At 67.3% G+C, this 18,078-nt stretch carries 11 protein-coding genes and 2 pseudogenes; 8 read left to right on the forward strand and 5 right to left on the reverse strand.

Annotated features, from left to right (window positions below):
• Window positions 1-158: 158 nt before the first annotated feature.
• Window positions 159-479, reverse strand: coding sequence for a hypothetical protein (locus AB0M82_RS00950; RefSeq protein ID WP_364716239.1), 321 nt, complete (start codon window positions 477-479; stop codon window positions 159-161).
• A gap of 768 nt (window positions 480-1,247) precedes the next feature.
• Here AB0M82_RS00950 and AB0M82_RS00955 point away from each other — a divergent pair.
• Window positions 1,248-1,703: pseudogene (locus tag AB0M82_RS00955) on the forward strand (recombinase family protein); the annotation flags it as partial.
• The gene (locus AB0M82_RS00960) at window positions 1,660-2,568 is read left to right on the forward strand and encodes a recombinase family protein (RefSeq protein WP_364716242.1); all 909 of its coding nucleotides are present in this window, start codon (window positions 1,660-1,662) and stop codon (window positions 2,566-2,568) included. The pseudogene AB0M82_RS00955 and the gene AB0M82_RS00960, both read left to right, overlap by 44 nt.
• A 217-nt stretch (window positions 2,569-2,785) precedes the next feature.
• On the opposite strand, the gene AB0M82_RS00965 is transcribed toward AB0M82_RS00960, so the two are convergent.
• Window positions 2,786-3,109 (reverse strand): hypothetical protein, encoded by a 324-nt coding sequence (locus AB0M82_RS00965; RefSeq protein ID WP_364716244.1) that lies wholly within the window; start codon window positions 3,107-3,109, stop codon window positions 2,786-2,788.
• A 62-nt stretch (window positions 3,110-3,171) separates the two neighbouring features.
• On the opposite strand from AB0M82_RS00965, the gene AB0M82_RS00970 reads away from it, so the two are divergent.
• Entirely contained in the window at window positions 3,172-6,039 is a 2,868-nt protein-coding gene (locus tag AB0M82_RS00970; protein ID WP_364716247.1) for a tetratricopeptide repeat protein, read from the forward strand.
• A 454-nt stretch (window positions 6,040-6,493) separates the two neighbouring features.
• Here the strand turns inward: AB0M82_RS00970 and AB0M82_RS00975 are convergent, their stop codons facing one another.
• Complete coding sequence (locus tag AB0M82_RS00975) at window positions 6,494-6,658, reverse strand: hypothetical protein (protein ID WP_364716249.1); 165 nt, start codon at window positions 6,656-6,658, stop codon at window positions 6,494-6,496.
• Between the two features lie 138 nt (window positions 6,659-6,796).
• Here AB0M82_RS00975 and AB0M82_RS00980 point away from each other — a divergent pair, with 138 nt between their 5' ends.
• The 3 genes from AB0M82_RS00980 to AB0M82_RS00990 are packed head-to-tail and all read left to right on the forward strand — an operon-like array spanning window position 6,797 to window position 11,237.
• Window positions 6,797-8,116: a tyrosine-type recombinase/integrase gene (locus tag AB0M82_RS00980; protein WP_364716251.1), complete on the forward strand. Its 1,320-nt coding sequence runs from the start codon at window positions 6,797-6,799 to the stop codon at window positions 8,114-8,116.
• Window positions 8,053-10,653, forward strand: a complete 2,601-nt coding sequence (locus AB0M82_RS00985) for a tyrosine-type recombinase/integrase (protein WP_364716253.1) — start codon at window positions 8,053-8,055, stop codon at window positions 10,651-10,653. Before AB0M82_RS00980 ends, AB0M82_RS00985 begins: the two co-directional genes overlap by 64 nt.
• Window positions 10,650-11,237 (forward strand): DUF6262 family protein, encoded by a 588-nt coding sequence (locus AB0M82_RS00990; protein ID WP_364716255.1) that lies wholly within the window; start codon window positions 10,650-10,652, stop codon window positions 11,235-11,237. The genes AB0M82_RS00985 and AB0M82_RS00990 overlap by 4 nt, the downstream gene beginning before the upstream one ends.
• Before the next feature lie 286 nt (window positions 11,238-11,523).
• Here the strand turns inward: AB0M82_RS00990 and AB0M82_RS00995 are convergent, their stop codons facing one another.
• Complete coding sequence (locus AB0M82_RS00995; protein WP_364716257.1) at window positions 11,524-12,168, reverse strand: hypothetical protein; 645 nt, start codon at window positions 12,166-12,168, stop codon at window positions 11,524-11,526.
• 719 nt (window positions 12,169-12,887) lie between these two features.
• On the opposite strand from AB0M82_RS00995, the gene AB0M82_RS01000 reads away from it, so the two are divergent.
• On the forward strand, window positions 12,888-15,788 hold the full coding sequence (locus AB0M82_RS01000; RefSeq protein WP_364716259.1) for a BTAD domain-containing putative transcriptional regulator: 2,901 nt from the start codon (window positions 12,888-12,890) through the stop codon (window positions 15,786-15,788).
• A gap of 709 nt (window positions 15,789-16,497) precedes the next feature.
• A complete protein-coding gene (locus AB0M82_RS01005) occupies window positions 16,498-17,133 on the forward strand; it encodes a hypothetical protein (RefSeq protein ID WP_364716262.1) in 636 nt (211 codons plus the stop codon).
• A gap of 15 nt (window positions 17,134-17,148) precedes the next feature.
• On the opposite strand, the pseudogene AB0M82_RS01010 reads toward AB0M82_RS01005, so the two are convergent.
• Window positions 17,149-18,007: pseudogene (locus AB0M82_RS01010) on the reverse strand (IS5 family transposase).
• Between the last annotated feature and the right edge of the window lie 71 nt (window positions 18,008-18,078).

Consider the following 18,078-nt stretch of genomic DNA (forward strand, 5'->3'; position numbering starts at 1 on the left):
GAATTTATCGGATGGGCCCAGAAAGAATGCCCAGGATCAGGAACCACCGACTACACCACCGAACCCCCGAGAGGCGGATGCCGCCGCCCACGAGCTGGAAACCCATGCCCCAACTGCGGCAAGAAGCTTCGACTGAAGCGGGACGGGCGCTTTCCCGCTCACACCGCGGACGGTTCGGAGTGCAGAGTGTCGGCAGCAAACCGGTAGCCAGTTAGCCGCGCGGCGTTGCTGAACAAGCACTTGGCCCCGCGGTAGTAGTTCGTCACCAGCAGCACAACCACGTCGACATGAACAACGTATGTCTCCCAGACCATTTCTGCGGTGGCCAGGGCACGATATGGCAGGCTGTTAACGCCCATCGCGACCACTGGCCAGATGAACTCATAGCAAAGGCTATCTTCCCGTTCACACCGGCGTTCAACGACGGTATCGGTAGCGAGGACTTCAACAAACGCGCGGGTGACCGACATGTCGTTCACGGCAGCGAGGATAGCGCCCATGAATACGCGGTCGGCCTAGCCGGGCGCAACTAGACTGACATTGCCAAATTTTCCAACACCGCGCGGTTGCAGACGACGGCATGCGCAGGCCGACCATCGACGACTCGCTATAACCTCGTCCGCCGACGAATTCTCCAGCTGCCATCGAATGCCGGGCACATGCGAATCGATGTCCGCAGAGTATCGATTTCTACGGCGTGACGGTTCGGTGAACGACGACGCATTTACTGGCCCAGCCAGCCCGTGGTCCGGGCCCGCAACATGTACCTGATCAGATCAAACGTGTGGATCCCCTGCATCAAACTCAGGAACCACCTCACGATGCAGCCCCGCCGTTGAGAGACCCGCGGTCATCGATCTCCCAGGCGAGAAGAGTAGGCGTACCACAGAGTGGTTCGTCTCGTCGTCCGACGGCAACGACGAGCAGCTGAATTACTACGTTAGGGCAGGCTCTCGGCTACTGTGTGCCGGACGCATTTGTCAGCGTCGAGGCCATCTCAACATCCATCGTAGGTAAGATCGTCATGCCGCCCCGACAGAAAGCAAGGTTGGCGTAAGAGCATCGCCGCATAGGGTGTTATACGGGCATAGATGACGCGGCGCGGCTGGGCTGATCGGATGAACGGCTCGGAGCGTGCCGTCATGACCCAACGGCCGTTACATCCGTCCAGCATGATCCCACCGCACCCACCTCCACGTCATGTGGCCGCATCACCTGCCGGCACGGCTGATCTGCTTGCGCAGTGGATGAACGGCCAGAAACCGACAACCACCACCACTGCTTACCCTGACCATGGCAGTGGCTTGCGGTTCGCGTTCTACGGCCGAACCTCGACCTCCCGCCATCAAGACCGCGTGTCGTCACGGGGCTGGCAGCGCGACATGGCCGAGCACCTCATCGCCGGCCACGGTCAGGTCGTCGCCACCTACTTCGACGCCGGCACCTCACGCCGCGTCCCGTGGCGACAGCGACCGCGGGCTGCCCAGCTCATGGCCGCGGCCTCGAGTCCAGAATCCGTGATCGATGCGATCGTGGTCGGCGAGTACGAGCGAGCCTTCACCGGCACCCAGTTCACCACGCTCTACACCTGGTGCACTCGGCACGGCATCCAGCTGTGGCTGCCTGAGACAGGAGGCCCCGTCGATCTCGCTAACCGCGATGACCGAGCTCTGCTGTCGCTTCTCGCGACCCAGTCGCAGCGCGAAGTGCTCCGCGCCCGCCACCGGGTGCTGGCCGCGATGCACAACCAGGCCACCCAACAGGGCCGCTACCTCGGCGGCCGACCACCCTACGGCTACAGCTCGTCGACGCCGGCCCCCACCCCAACTCCGCCGACGCCCGCTGGAGCCGACGCCTCCAGCGCCTCGCCCCCGATTCCCGAACCGCACCCCACGTCGCCTGGATGTTCGCCAGCGTCTCGCCGGACACAGCATCGCCAGCATCGCCCGACACCTCAACGAACGCGGCATCCCCTGCCCGTCCAGCGCCGATCCAGACCGCAACCGGCATCGAACCCGCAGTGCCTGGACCTTACGCACCGTCGCCGTCATCCTGGCAAATCCACGCTACACCGGTCGCCAAACCTGGAACCGCCGCGCCACCGGCACCGAAGGCCCAGCCTCAACGCCCGCGCTGTCGGCGAAGGCTGCCCATCCGGCGCTGATCACGGAGCAGGACTTCGTCGCCGCGCAGCAAGTCCGGGCGACGCGCCCCGCCGACGACGGTCAGACTCGCCGATTCGCCCTCGCCGGGCTCATCCACTGCGGCGTTTGCGACCGGCGGCTGGACTCGCACTGGAACCACGGGCGACCGACCTACCGCTGCCGCCACGGCCACACCAGCACCCAACGCGCGAGCCAAGAGCGAGCGAAGACGCTCTACATCCGCGAGGACCACCTCGTCGACGAGATCAGCATCCAGCTCGGAGATCAAGGACACGACGGCCATAGCACACCGGAGCTTGACCGACCACGACACAGACGTGTGGCGGCGGCGCTGCGCGACTCAGGAAAGATCATCATCTACGACGGCGCCGGATGGCGACTGCAGGAGATCGATTCGAGCTAACCTACGATCGACCGTGTTTCAAGATCGCATTCCGCGATCCGTGGGGTAATACTGTGTCCGAGACTTGAACCCCCACACGTGGGATATCTCCCGTGTTTGGGGAGATCATTCGGTCAAAGTAGCGCAGAGTCACCGCATCCGCATGCCCGCACCGGGAACCTGCAAGCTCGGCAGCCACAACGGGCAGCCCGTCGTCGAGGTAGTCGAACTGTCAGCATCAGTGCCGAAGGCGGTCGAGCGCGGCCAGGATCTGGTCGAACACTGTCGTCGCGGCCTTCCGGCGTGCGGGTTTGGTGGACCAGACAGCCGGCAGCACGACGCCGAGGAAGAGGAGCAGCATCAGCAGGCCCACCGCTAAGGCAATCACGACGATCGGCCGCTGGACTGCTGTCGTGAGTGCCGCCAGTAGACCCACGGTGGTGGCCCCGCGGCACATGAGCGAGCTAGATTTCATAGAAGAATGCTGCGGGACATGCGCCGCGACGAGGGCTGACAGCGGAGCATTCCGGAGCTTCGCCGGATTTCCGCAGGTCAGCCGCATCTGAGCGGTCTGTCGTGCCGTAGCGCACCATACTCCGCAGCGCGCCAAGAGGGAGATCGGCAGTGGGGTCGTCCGCGAAGTCCGCACCGGAGCCGCTCCTCCGTTTCTGCGCGAGGTTGAAGCGGCTGCAGGAAGCGTCCGGGCTCCCGCAGAAAGCTCTGGCTCGCAAACTCCACCTGAGCGACCAGCAGATGTCGGGCATCCTCACCGGAAAGATCCGGCGCCTTCCGCCATGGGAACGGGTGCAGGCGATAGTAGATCTCTGTTACCAGGCGGCGGATACGCGCAGCCTGCCGCCCGATCTCGCTGATCACCAAGCGTGGCGAGGGCGCTACACTGACCTGGAACGGGACCTGGAGGCCGCTGCCGGTACGCCGGGGCTAGCCGGGAGCGAGCGCCCCGCCGGTTCAGTACCGAGCAACGGCTTCCTGCCGACCTCGGACGGGCACGGTCCCCGCGTCGGCGACGTCACCGTCATCAATAACAGCCTGTACCTGACGCAGCGTCAGGAGTCCGCCCTGGTGTCGGTGACGCCGCCATGGGCACTACTGCCCGAGCACCTTCGTGGCCGCGACGCGGTCTCGGACGATCTCAAGGACCTACTGGACGACCCGCCCAGCCAGATGGTCGTGTTACACGGCGCCGGGGGATACGGCAAGAGTGCCCTTGCACTGTGGCTGGCCCGGCGCGCCGCTGATCGGCACGCACGGGTGTGGTGGATATCGGCCCACGACGCGCAGATCCTCGCCGAGAGTCTCCGCGCGGTAGCCATTCAGGCCGGCGCGGACCCTGTCGCGGTGGAAATGGCGTGGGCGGGGCGGGACAGCGCACCTGACTTGTTGTGGCGCACGCTCGACGCACTCGATGACCGGTGGGTGCTGGTGGTGGACAACGCTGATGACATCAAAGCGTTGTCCGGTGCGGGTCGGGTGGCTACTGGCACTGGTTGGCTACGGCCACCCAGATCGGGACACGGGCTGGTGGTTGTCACGAGCAGGCAGGGCAATCCCCTGGGTTGGCCCCGTGGCAGCGACCTACGTCGGTTGACCGGTCTCGAAATCCCAGACGCTGGGCGGGTGCTGCTTGACCTGGCCGGCTCGGACGCCGGCAGCGAACAGGACGCCGAGCGGCTTGGCGAACGGCTCGGCGGCCTCCCACTGGCGTTGCGGCTGGCCGGCAACTACCTGGCCGCGAGCAGCGATGCTCTCCTCCTCCCCGGCGCCGCCGTGCCCCGGACCTTCGCCGACTACCTGGCAGCTCTGGATGAACGACTGGATCTGCTGGACGCGCCGCCGGGCGACCACGAGGAGGAACGCGACGAGCGAGAACTCATCACCCGCACCTGGGAGCTGTCCCTTGACCTGCTGGCCCGCCGCGGCCACACCCTCGCCCGCCCACTGCTGCGATTGCTGTCCTGCTTCGGCCCGGCGCCCATTCCGCTCGCCATGCTCGACCCGACGCTGCTGGCCACCGTGCCGACGTGGGCAACGACCACCCCGGACCGGCTGCGCCAGATACTCCGAGTGTTGCTCGACCTCGGCCTCGTCGATCGCATCAATCAGACACTCACAGTGCACCGCCTGATCCGGGAGACCAACCGCCATCACGCCGAAGCCGAGCCGGACCTCGGCCAGCACGTCGCCGCCCTGGCCACGTTGGTCGACGCTGCCACTGCCGGACTCTCCTACAACTCGGACAACTGGCCCAGCTGGCACGCGCTTGCCTCGCACGTCGAAGCGGCATTGGAGTTGTGCCGCGCCCACCTCGACCAACTCCCACCGGAAGCGGCGGAACGCACGATCAGCGCCGGCCAGCGGGCAGTCACCTTCCGCCGTGCCATCCAGGATTTGGACCAGGCGGCGGCCGATTACGGCGCGATCATCGACATCCAGCGAGAGACCCTGGGTGAGCACGACCGGGCCACCCTCGCGACCAGGATGGACCTGACGCTGGTGCACCGCGATCAAGGGCTACAGAACGAGGCCGAGCGGGAATTGCTGAAGCTGCTCGATCTCCAGCGCCGCACACTCGGCCACCAGGACCCCGACACACTGCGCTCCCGGCACACCCTGGCCGGGCTGTTCGGTAATCGGGGCGACTGGTCCAGAGCCGAGCAGGTATACCGGGAGACGATGGAGACCGCGCTACGGGAATTGGGCCCGGAGCACGAGGCCACGTTGGCGTGCAGGGATGGGCTCGCCCGCTCCCTGCACTTCCAACATCGGCTTGCCGAGGCTGAGACGGCATACCGAGAGTCACTCGAAGCACATCGGGAGGCACTCGGCGACGAGCACCATCACACGATGACGACCTGGCACGGATACGCCACCATGTTGGCAGAGCGGAACGACTCCACCGCGGCCGTCCGCGAGTTCCGAGCCATCCTGCGGATCACCAAGCGCAAGTGGGGTGAGAAGTCCGAACCGACCCTGTCCGCGCGACACGGCCTCGCCGTCGCCTTGCGCCGGCTCGGACGCAACGCCGAGGCCAGAGACCATTACCAGGCGATCATCGACATCGGACTGTCGACCTTCGGCCCAACACACCCCGGTATCTTGTACAGCCGGTATAACCTCGCCCTGGTCCTGGTGGACCTGGGCGATCTCAACTCGGCCAAGGCGGAATTGAGCGAAGTGCTCACGATCCAACGCCAAGTGCACGGCGACACCCACCCCGACACGCTGAACACAAGGTTCCAGCTGGCAACCGTTCATCTACTCGAGGGTGATGTCACCACCGGGCGGCAGGAACTGCGAGACTTCCTCAACGTGGCGCGGCCCGCTCTCAGCCAGTCGGACCCGCTGGTGCGACAGGCAGAAGAAGTCTTGAGCCGACCGGCACTGCCGTCTTCGCCTCGCCTACCACCACCCATGTCCCGCCACGAACGGCGGCAACTGCTCCGTGCCCGCAAAAAGGACTGGGGTGGCTGAGTCGCCAGTCCGGCGAGTTCTCCAAGCATGACAACGTTGGACTGGTCCGCTTCCATGCAGACCAGCCCAACGTCGTCATGGCGGGGACGTCCGCGACGTCGGTGACCTGCTTGAGAAACGCGCCGGATGGGTGCCCCTTAATGGGTCTGTTGCGGCGACGCTTCGGATACCGCAATGCCCAGCCGCAGGCGTTGCTAGAGCACGCCTCTCTCGCCTACCCGACCCGCGCGCGACGCGCATAACTTGGCCCGGACTGGCCGAGCCAGGCCCTTGCGTACACGGCCCGGGCTGAGATGGCCGGCGGCCCGCCTTGCGCTGGTGAGCGGACGTTCGTCGGGACGCAAACGACAGACGTGCGAGACCAAGACTTCGTCGATGCGGTTGAAGGTTGGCGTCTCAGTCCGGATCGTTGGAGGTCTTCCAGGCCACCAGACCGCAGGTGCCATCTGATAGGTCAGTCGGCCACCGCGAGAGCGGGGTCGCCGTAGAGAACGTACAGCAGACCTAGCGGGTTGGCCCAGTCGGAGAACAGGCGCTGTCGCCCCACGACGACGGCCTCGCCGAGGGGGCGCTGATTGAGCAACGCCTCGTACAGGTGAGCGGCGAAAGCGGCCGCCACCTCGTCCGGGATATCGGTTTCGGTACCGACGAATCCGCGGTGGCGATTGTTGAGGAACCGCCCCAGTCCCTCGTGCGCGCGGTTCTGCCAGCCGGCTTTACCGACCGTAGATAGACCCGTACGTGCCGTCCGTCCTGCGTGGATCCAGGGACGTTCCGTGGTTGTTTACCGACCGGGTTCGGGACGTTCGTCCTGTTCGGACATGAGCACGGAGGACGAGTGGTACGGCAGGTAGTGATCGGAAACCTTCGGGTCCAGCAGATCCAGCGTAAGGACGGACGACGGTCCTGGACGATCGTCTGGCCCGAGGGAACGGAGCATCCCGAAGCGGACCGGTTCCTGCGAGTACACGACGGCTCGGGTACGCAGCGGACCTACGCCTATCTGCTGGTTGATCACCTGCGGTGGCTGGAGCGTGAGTGCCTGACGTTCTACGCGGTAGAGCTGCGCGATCTGGAGCGCTACATGGGCATCCTCGGCGCGGAGGTTCCGATGCCGCTTGGGGAACCGTGGCGGGCCGGCAAGCGCCCGTACGGCCGGTCGGCGCTGTCGACGACGGCAGCGTGCCTGAAGGGTTTCTACCTCCACCAAGCCTCGCTCGGGATCAACACTGAGTTGGGCCAGCGGCTGGACAAGACCCGGCTGCCGTCGCGGGCGGACCGGCGGCGGGTGCTGCTGGGGCACGTGAAGACGGAGATGCCCGCGAACCCCCTGGCGCCGAAGGGCCGGTACCGACGGCACCCGAAGATGCTCCCCGACGGCGCACGGAAGTCAATGACCGACACCGTGAATTCGGCGAGGGACCGACTGATCGTGTCCTGGCTGGCCGACGGGGGCCTGCGGATCGGCGAGTTGTGCGGCCTGCACCTCGTGGACTTGCATCTTCGGCAGGACGCGGCCTGCGGGGAGTGCCGGTGGCCGCACCTGCACGTGTGCCACCGGCCCGGGAATCCGAACGGGGCCGACGCCAAGACCAAGCACCCGTGGCGGACTGAAGGCGGCACGGTGACCGGCGGGCTGGTCAAGCGGGTCAGCCCGGCAATGATCCACGCGTACTTCGAGTACATGACGGGCGAGTACCCGTCGGGAGCCGGGCACGGGATGCTGCTGGTCCAGCTGCACGGCCCGGCCGCCGGGCAGCCGCTGGCACCTGTCGGCGCCCGTCGGATGCTCGCCCGTGCCGGGAAACGCGCCGGCCTCGGCGTCGTCAAACCCCATTCTTTCCGGCATTCCTTTACCTCGGCGGTTCTCGATGCCTCCGACGGCAACGTGATGATCGCCCGAGACGCCGGCGGATGGGCCTCAGCCGCGATGGTCGACGAGGTCTACGGCCACGTCGACGTGCACGATCCCGCGTTCGACGCCGCCCTGCGCACAGTCTGGGGCGAGGGGCGGTGTCCCTCACCTTGCTGCCTCAGCCGGAAGCCCGCGAGGGCCGGGACCGGCTGGAAATCCTGACCGCGCTGATCAGCGCCCCGTCGTTCGACCCGCTGTTCCGGCCGGACATCGTCAAAATCCCCGCCGGGCATCCGGTCTACCGGTGGAACTGCCTGGCCGGATGCGAGCGGACCGTGATGGGACACGGCGACCTCTGCGGCGCCCACCAGGACCTCTGGCGCCAACACCGCGCCGCGGGCGGGACACGGGCCGCGTTCCTACAGGCAGCCCAGCCATTCGGACCGGGCGAGGGAGTGGAGGAGCAGCCGTGCCGCATCTGCCCAAACCGGCCCTCCTGTCACCTGACGCTGCGGCTGTGTCACCACCACCAGTTCCGCTGGTATAACTACCGCCCCAGGCACGGCGACGCCGCCGACTTCGATCAGTGGCTGGCCAGGCAGAAACCGTCCCCCGGCTACGGGTGCTGCCTCGTCCACGTCTGCCCGGAAAAGGCGTTCTCGCCGCTGGGCCTGTGCTCGCGCCACGACGCCCGCTACCAGCGGGAAGGCCGTCCGGGAGGCGCCGCCCTGCCCAGCCAGTGGGGAAACCGCTACGGGCGTACCGGCAGGGCCGTCCCAGTCGAGTACGCCGACGAGCCGGCCTTCCGCCGGTGGTGCGCGACGGCCGCAGCAGTCCAACGCCCCGACCAGGTCAACCTCCGGGGCCTGCCCCCTCTGCTGAGGGCCGAGATCCAGTGGGGCATGTGCTGGCATACCCGGCGCCAGCACGGGAAGTGGGAACTGGCCCCGATCCAGCGCATCGCTGACTACAGCCGCGCCCGCGGCCTGCGCTCCATCACCGACCTGGACCCCGATGACCCCGGCCTGCGCACAGCGGCCGGCCGGGAAGGAGCCCGCATCGCCTCCTCGATCACCGGCGGCCTGCACCCCCTCTACGTCACGCCAGAAGAGACCCGCGAGGCCAGCTACATCTTGACCGAGCACTTCGGGCGCAAACTCAACAACCGTCCCAGCCGCATCGACCTGTCCGGCATCTCCCAGCGGTGGCTGCGCGACCTCGTCTGGGACGACTTCGCCGACGTCCTGCGATCCCCGTCCTGCCCGCGCTCCGGCAGCACCTTCGACCACACCCGGCGCGCCGGGCTGGAGCTGAGCGCCTTCCTGGAACTCGCAGCCCCCAGCGGCGGTCACGACCCCGGGATGCTCACCGCCGAGCACATGCACAAGTTCGTCGCCGACCAGCGCCACCGCGAACTCGACGGGCTGACCTCGCTGGGAGCCAGGGGCGTTCACGGCAGGCCGTCGATCGTCACCGCCAACACCAGGCAGGCCGTCTTCACCCGCACCCGGCGGCTCCTGCGCGGGGCTCTGGAGTCCGGCGAGGCGAACAGGCTCGGCCTGGACCGGGGCTTCATCACCGCGATGCCCGCCCCCGGCCGGGTGGTCCAGCGGGCGCGTGCCCCGTTCACCGACGAGGTCGCTCGTGCGCTGGCCGACGAGGCCAACCTGCAGGCCCTGTCACGGGACCACGACCCGCTCGACCGCGGCCTGCGGGACGCCTGGGAGACAATCATCGTGACCGGCCGCCGCTGCGGCGAGGTCCTCCAACTCCGCCTGGACTGCCTGGGCCGCTACGGCGGCCTGCCCATGCTCTGGCACGACCAAACCAAGGTCGGCAACTACGACGCGGCGATCCGCATCCCCGAACGGACCTACCAGATGCTGCAGGGCCGCCAGCGCAAGACCCTCGCGGTGTTCCAGGAGCGGAACAACCGCCCGCCCACCCCCGAGGAACGCGCCGCGATGGCACTGTTTCCGACGATCTTCCGCAACCGCGACTGCCGGGTCGCGTTGTCCTACAAGTGGTTCCACAAGGGCTTCAAGGACTGGATTGATGGCCTCGACATCGGCCGCCAAGTGCCTCACCAGGCCCGCCACTCCCTGGCCACCGGCCTGCTGCGCGCCGGCGCCACCCTGACTCACGTCCGCCGTTACCTCGGCCATATCTCGGAGAAAATGGCGGAGCGCTACATCCATCTCTCCCAGTCTGATCTGGAAGACGTTCTGCAGCAGGTCTGGGTGGCCGGCCCCGGCACCACCAATCCCGGAGAACTCCTCGCCGATGAGGCCGCTATTCCGCTCACCCGCGAGCAGGCCCAGGCCCTGGCTATCGACCTGTCGCGGCGCAGCACCCCGGCCGAGGGCGGATTCTGCACCTTCCGCCCCGTCGTCGACGGTGGTGCCTGCCCCTGGAACCTCAACTGCCATTCGTGTGACAAGTTCGTCCTGTCCGGCGCGGATCTTCTCTATTGGCGTCGGAAGCGTGAGCAGTGGCGGCAGCTGGCGGAAGGAGCCCCGGACGACGCGACCGCCGACTATCTGCACGCCTACTTCGAGCCCACGGCCACAGCCATCGACGGGCTGGAGAAGGCCCTGGCCGGGCTGGGCCTGCTCGACCAAGCGCTCGCGTTGGACCTGCGCAAGCCCCAGGACTACTTCCAGCGGGTCTGGTCGACGGCCTTCCGTGCCACCGACCTCGCCGCCGCAGCCGACGGCGAGGATGACACCACCACCGAGGACTCCGGAGAAGCCCCGTGACCATCCCGACGACTGCCCAACCTCGCACGGCCGCCGCACAGGCCGCACGCCGCAGCAACACGCAGGTCGCTCTCGGACGCGTCCACGACGCGATATCCCGGCTTTGCCGAGAAAAGACTCCGGTCAGTGTCGCCGCCATCAGCCGTCGGGCCGGTGTCTCGCGGACGTTCCTCTACGAAAACCCCGAGGCCCGCAGCGCGGTCGCGGCAGCCATCGCTGATGCCGACCAGCGGCGCGGCCAGGCGCTGCCTGATCTGGACGACCAGCACGAGGCCACGTGGCGGGAGCGGGCACTCAACGCCGAGGACACCCTCAAGACTGCCAACGCCGAGATCCTCAACCAGCGCACTCGTATCGGCGAACTGCTCGGCCAGATCCGCGACCTGCAAGCCGAATGGACCGAGGAGGCCATCCAGCGGATCACCACGGAGAACACCACCCTCAAACAACGCGTCCGCCAACTCACCGCCGACAACCGCACCCTGGAGGAGCGCCTGACGGCCGCCCGGTCGAACCTGCGCTTCCAAGACCGCCGCGTCGCCGACTTGGAGGCCAAACTGGTCGATCCGACCACGCTGACCTGACCACGACGCTCCACTTCACCCGAGCCCCAGCCCGGCCACCGACCCCGATGACCGGGCTTACGCACGAATGTTCCCAGCCATGTACAGGTCAACTGCCGTATCGTTTGATGACCGTTCGACATGCCGAACTACCGATCAGCGACAGAAGAGGGCGTTTGACTGGGATCCTCGCCGCTTGCGGTTCTGCTGAGCGGGGTTCCTGCCCGGTGACTGTGAACTGGCTCCAGGGGCCGTGCGGTCCTGCCACCCTTCGACAGGTGGCAGGACCGGCAAAGCGGGAGTCGGCTCAGTAGTACTGCTCCCACGGGCCGACGCTGCTGGCGCGAGCCCGCAGCATGCCGTATCGGTCGCCGCTCCAGCCAAGTTCGGTGGAGACGTAGTCACCGTTGGCCAGCGATCGGATCGTGATATTTGACCCGTACGAGTCGATCGCGTACTGCTCCCACGGGCCGACGCTGCTGGCGCGAGCCCGCAGCATGCCGTATCGGTCGCCGGTCCAGCCAAGTTCGGTGGAGACGTAGTCACCGTTGGCCAGGGATGCGATCACGTACCCGCTTCCGTACGTGCAGAGGGCATATTCCTCCCACGGGCCTTCGACAGTTGCCCGTGCGCGGAGCATCCCGTAGTTGTCACCGCTCCACCCGAACTCCGCCGACACATACTTGCCGTTGGCCGCCGAGGTGATCGTCACCGCTTGACAATCCAAAGGGCCGGCGGCCGAGGCGTTCGCCTGCAGCGCCTTCGTGCTCTGCAGACGGGCCACGGCCTGCGAGATCGGGACCGGAGCAGACTGAGCAAGCGCTGCCAGATTGATCGTGGCCGTTAGGACACCTGGGGTCGACGCGGCCTGCGCGTTGTCGGCGACTCCGAACGACCCGAGGATTGCCGCGACTACGGCGACACCCACGCGGAACTTCGTGATCATCTTCATTTAATTCTCCAGATCTTCGTGAGATGTGATTGCGATATGCGGTGCACCCGACCTTGTTCCGCTACCACTGGGAGGTGATTCATGCCTTTGACCGTGAGGGTCACACCTCCTTTTGTGATCTCCCAGTGAGTTGCCTGGCTTGCTTGTTTTGACTGCCCGGCGCCTGCCCGGGTCAAGTGGTGGTCGGCGCAGGTGTTCGCCGCCGACCACCACCACAGGCCGCCCAGGGAAGGCATTCCTCCCCTGAGACCCCCAATACCGGCCTGCCCCACTATGGTGGCTCTGCTGTGCACTACGGGAACACATGGCAGGCGTGACTTCCGGGATGGAGGTTTGCCTCTATGCAAGGGTGAGGGAGATGGTGTATTCCCGGTGCGTGGCAGTAGACGACGATCGATTGGCGGGGCGCGAGCAGGCCCGGTCACGGGGCATGTGGGTACTGGCGGTGGTGGGCGCCGGTGACACGTGACTGCGTGGCCCTGGACTGATTTTGTCGGACCGGTCGTCGACTATGGCACGGGGTATCTGAAGGCCGCTTGTGACAGCTTCCGCGCGTTCGGCGGCGAGCCGGTAGGCGGCTTCGATGTCCAGCAGCCCGATCATCGGGGTTCCCCTCTCGTCGTAGTCACCGATGGTCACGCCCGGGTCTGTGTGGGAGTCTGGTGAGAAACCTTGAAGCCGCAGGACCGAGCCATCCGACGAGTGCGCGGAGGGGCGCCATGACGATGGAGTTTCGGCTACAGGCCGGTATCGAGGTGCTCGTCGACGGACATCCGGTGGCTGTGGGGTTCGCCCGGCAGCGGGCGGTGCTGGTGGCGTTGCTCGCCGACCTCAACCGGCCGGTTTCCGTCGACGAGCTCGCCGAACGCGTGTGGGGCGAGCACCTGCCCCGTCACCCCCGCGAGGCGCTCTACGGGTACGTGTCACGCCTGCGCGGCGTCCTGGCGGCCGCCGACGATGTGACCATCGGCAGGCAGCCCAGCGGGTACATGCTGACCGCGGATCCGATGACCGTGGACCTGTACTGGTTCGAGCACACCGTCACCCTGGCACGAGACTGCGACGAGGCCGATCGCCGCCTGGAACTGTTCACCGCCGCTCTCGATGCGTGGCCCGGTGAGCCGGTGGCGGTCGTGGACACGCCCTGGATGTGTGCTCTCCGGGACCGGTTGCGGCAGCTGCGCCGGATCGCCGAACTGGATCGGCACGACCTCGCACTGGGTCTCGGGCACCACGCCGCTCTGCTCCCGACTCTTGGCGCGCAGGCCGACCAGTATCCGCTGGACGAACGAGCGGCCGGACAGCTGATGCTTGCGCTCTACCGCAGCGGCCGTCAGGCCGAAGCGCTGGCGCATTACCAGCGGGTCCGGCTGCGGCTGGCCGACGAACTCGGCACCGACCCCAGCGCTGCCCTGCAGCGGTTGCAGCTGCGGATCCTGTCCGCGGCGCCCGACCTCGACACCCCCGGGGAAACACCGCCGGCGCCTCCTCGGGTCTTGCCCCGGCAGCTGCCTGCTGTCCCCACCGCGTTTGTCGGCCGGGCCCGCGAACTCTCCGTGCTCGGTGTGCCCCGGCAAGCGGGATCCACGGCGGTGGTGTGGGTGGTCTCCGGTGGCGGTGGGGTCGGAAAGACCTGGCTGGCGCTGTGGTGGGCGTATGAGCACCTCGCCGAATTCCCGGACGGGCAGCTGTTCGTGAACCTCCGCGGCTTCGACCCGGCAGCGGACCGCGTGCCGGCCGAGGCGGCCCTGCACGGGTTCCTGACCGCCCTCGGCCTGCCGCCCGCCGCGATCCCCGCGGATCCGGACGCGGCGGCCGCGCTGTACCGGAGCCTCGTCGCCGACCGGCGGCTGCTCATCGTCCTGGACAACGCCCGCGACACCGCGCAGGTCACCCCGCTGTTGCCCGGCGGATCATCCTGCACGGTGCTGATCACCAGCCGGCACCGGCTGAGCGCCCTGCTGGCCACGCACAGCGCGCAACCACTGCCGCTGGACGTCCTCGCCGCCTCGGAGGCCCGCGAGATCCTCGTCCGGCACCTCGGAGCGGCCCGGATCGACGCCGACCCGGACGCCACGCAGGAACTGCTGGACCACTGCGCGGGCCTGCCCCTGGCCCTGGGCATCGTCGCCAGCCAAGCCGCGACCCGCCCGGCCTTCCCGCTCGCCGGCTTCTCCGCCGAACTGCGCGTCCCCGCCGAACGGCTGGACGCGCTCGACACCGGTGAGTTGCCGTGGAACCTCCGGGCAGTTCTGTCGGCCTCCTACCGCGTACTCGACGCGCAGGCCGCGACGACGTTCCGGCTGCTCAGCCTCGCACCCGGCCCGGACATCGCACTGACGGCAGCTGCAGCGCTGACCGGACTGCCCTGTACCGCCGCCCGGACCGCCGTGCGCGGCCTCGAAATGGCCAGCCTGGTCGAGCAGCACCGGCCAGGCCGCTACCGCATGCACGACCTCACCCGCCTTTACGCCACCAGACTCGCCCACATCCACGACACGCAGGCCGCCCGGCGGGACGCTCTGGACCGCCTGTTCAGTCACTACTGCTATGTGGCTTCCGTCGCCGCGGACATGTTTTCACCGGACGAGCGTCACCGGCGGCCACCGATCCCGGATCCCGCCGGGCCAACGGTGCCGTTGCCCGACGTCCACGCCGCCTTCGCCTGGCTCGACGCAGAACGCGAGAACCTCGTCGCGGCCGCGGTGTACGCTGCCGGCCACGGCCGGGCGGACGTGGTCATCCACCTGTCTCCGACGCTGTTCCGGTACCTCGACTATGGCAGCCACTACCAGGACGGTTTGACGCTGCACACCGCGGCCCGCGACGCCACGGCCACCCACCACGTCGACCACGCTCACGCGCTGTGCAATCGCGGCTTCAACCTCATCCGTCTCGGCAGACCGGACGAAGCGCTCAGCGACCTTCGCCGCGCGCTCGAGCATTCCCCTGCGGATCCGCTCGTGGAGTACGCTGCCAACACCAACCTCGGATTCGTCCACGACAACCGTGGTGACCACGACACGGCATTCGAGCACTTCACCCGCGCTCTCGCTGCCAGCCGCCTCATCGACGCCCGGTCCACCCATGGCATCGCGCTCAACAACCTCGGTGAGTGCTACAGCAAACTCGGCCGCTACGACGAGGCGATCGATCACATTCGCCGCAGCATCACCATCGCAGAGGAACTGCACTACTCGGGACTGAGCGGCTACGCATTTAACTGCCTCGGCGACGTGTACCGGGCACAAGGCAACCACGACGAAGCCCACGACAGCTATACCCACGCACTGGAACTGGCCCACATCTTCGGGAACCACGGCCTCGAAGCCGAGCTCCTGAACAAGATGGCCTCGGCAGAATCCGATCCACACCACGGCCTCGAGCGGTTCCGACAAGCCCTCCGGATTGCCTGTGCAATCAGCCTGCCCCTCGAACAGGCGCGCGCACACTACGGCATCGCCCGGATCCACCGCGCACTCGGCGACCACTCGACGAGCCGGAAGCACGCCACCCAGGCGCTGAGCATCTACGCCGTGCTGAAAAACCACCACACACGCACCGTCGAAGAATTCCTCCGTAATTTGCCCGCAACGCCGCAGGGACGTCTCGCCTCCTGACTCACTGTCACCGTCAAACTCCCGGACGCGGCCGTGCTGACCGCCGGAAAACTACGCGCGCCCGACAACGTAGTCACCACCGCACTGAACCACCTGGAGAGCCGCAACCTGGCCCGATCGTCGGCGACGGCCGCGCGAACCGCCTCGGCGTGCTCGCGAGCCGGCTCCTGAGCCGCCGACGAACCGCCCTGACGATGACGCGTGTCTTCGATCCCCGTCGCGTAACCGTCCGGTAGCTCTGTGCACGAAGGAGTTGAGGCATGATCACCGGGGAGCGCGCCGGAATCCGGCTGCATAGCCTCGGCCGAGGAAACGCCACGAGTTTGAGACTGATCATGGTGATATCGCCGTGAGACAACCGAGAAGCCGCAGGTGACAGAAGATCGACATGTCCTTGGCGGCGAGACCCTACAGTCGGCGGTCCGCGGTCCGGCGCCCGCGGCGAATTCGGTGACCTGGTACCCGTCCGCCCTGCTGCCGGCAGCCCTGTGCAGTGCCTACGCGGGGAGTACCTGGCCCACTACGGCATGACCCGCACTTACAGCCATCGCTACCGGCTACACGGCACCTTGTGCTTGTGGACCCGGTTCGAGCGTGACCGTTGACCACGATGAAGGCCGGTGGGCACAGCCCCGGCACCGACAGCGGACTTCCGGTCCGACCCGCAAGTACGCACGCGAGGTGCCTGAACCGCAAGCACCACCTGGCGGTGAGCGGGCAGACCGTCAGCTACGACCACTCGCTCGGGCTGCACACCACCAGCTGCAACTCCTGCCTGGAAGCCCACGCGGACCGGGCGACGTGGCTCGAGCTGGACCCCCGCATCTCCCATCCGCCACCAGACGACCGGGCCGGGCTCATCGTCCGGGCGCGGCCACCGAGCCAGCCGGCGGCGATCGGCGACATCGTCATCGAGTTGCACGGCCAGAGCGTCGGGATCCTCGGCGTGGCCGTATGCGGGACCGACCAGCGCGGCCTCATCACCCGAATCGAGGTTAACCCGGCGTACCGGCTTCGCCGATTCGGAACTGCGCTGGTCCTCGCTGCGCTCAACCACCGCCCAGCTACCGCTGGGCCACCACCACGTCGCGTCGGACACCCGCGGTCCGGCCGGGTCGTGGCGTCGCCAGGTCAGGTACGCCAGGTGATCAGCCTCGGTGGCGTCGCGCCAGACGCGGCGATCGCGCGAGGCCCACAGGAACGACAGGAACGCCGCGACGTCGCGTGCATAGCCCTGCTGCGTCAGCTGCGCGCGCTAAGCCATCTCAGGCGAGCGGAAGAACTCGTTCAGCTCGACGTCGAACTGGAACGTCGGCGACAACAAGTACGGCATACCCTCGACTAGGAGCTGTCCTGTAAGTCATCGGAGCCAGAGGACGATGGCGGCGATGGTGAGTTCGGCCTGGTAGTAGGCGGCGCGTTTGGCGTAGCGGGTGGCCAGGTCACGGAACTGTTTGAGGCGGTTGAAGCAGCGTTCGACCACGTTGCGCTGCTTGTAGACCTCGGCATCGAAGACCGGTGGTCGCCCGCCGCGGGGGCCCTTGCTCTTGCGGTGGGCGATCTGGTCGTCCCGTTCGGGGCTGACGAAGGTGATCCGCCGGTCTCGCATAGCCTCGCGAGTCGAGGGATGCGAATAAGCCTTGTCCGCGATCACCGTCTCCGGCCGGCACCGCGGACGACCTGGCCCGATCCGGGCGACGCTGATGCCGTCCAGCAGCGGCAGCAGCTGCGGGTTGTCTCCCGCCTGGCCCGGCGTGAGCAGGAACCGCATCGGCAGGCCTCGCCCGTCGACGGCCAGGTGGATCTTGGTACTCAGCCCGCCGCGGGACAGCCCGAGTCCTTCGCCGTCGAGGGCGAGGGCTTCAATTCCGTCGCTGCATCCCCCTTTTTCCGGGCGCCAGCCGAGTGCTGATGCGCTCGGACCACACTGGAGTCCACGGAGATGATCCATTCGAGGTCGCCGACGGCGTCGTCTTTGACGATCACCCGGTCGAGGATCTTGTCCCAGGTGCCGTCTTTGGTCCACAGCCGCAACCGTTCGTGCGCGGTCTTCCAGGGTCCGTAGCGGTCGGGCAGGTCACGCCGGGGAGCGCCGGTGCGAAGTTTCCAGAGAATGGCGTTGATGACTTGGCGGTGATCTCGCCACCGCCTTGCTGGGGTGGGAGCAGCGGCTCGATCACCGCCCACGCTTTGTCCGTCAACTCACCGCGACCAACCACCGAGCACAACTACCAGAGGACCAGCTCAACCACTTACAGGACACGCCCTAGTCGCGCACGAGTTACGCGCG

This window comes from Amycolatopsis sp. NPDC051128, assembly GCF_040682715.1.
Classification (GTDB): domain Bacteria; phylum Actinomycetota; class Actinomycetes; order Mycobacteriales; family Pseudonocardiaceae; genus Amycolatopsis.

What these genes read in the sequence shown, in the direction of transcription:
- AB0M82_RS00960 (WP_364716242.1), top strand. Translation starts at nt 1,660, where the DNA reads ATGACCGAGCTCTGCTGTCGCTTCTCGCGACCCAGTCGCAGCGCGAAG.
- AB0M82_RS00965 (WP_364716244.1), bottom strand. Translation starts at nt 3,109, where the DNA reads ATGCGGCTGACCTGCGGAAATCCGGCGAAGCTCCGGAATGCTCCGCTG.
- AB0M82_RS00995 (WP_364716257.1), bottom strand. Translation starts at nt 12,168, where the DNA reads ATGAAGATGATCACGAAGTTCCGCGTGGGTGTCGCCGTAGTCGCGGCA.
- AB0M82_RS01000 (WP_364716259.1), top strand. Translation starts at nt 12,888, where the DNA reads ATGACGATGGAGTTTCGGCTACAGGCCGGTATCGAGGTGCTCGTCGAC.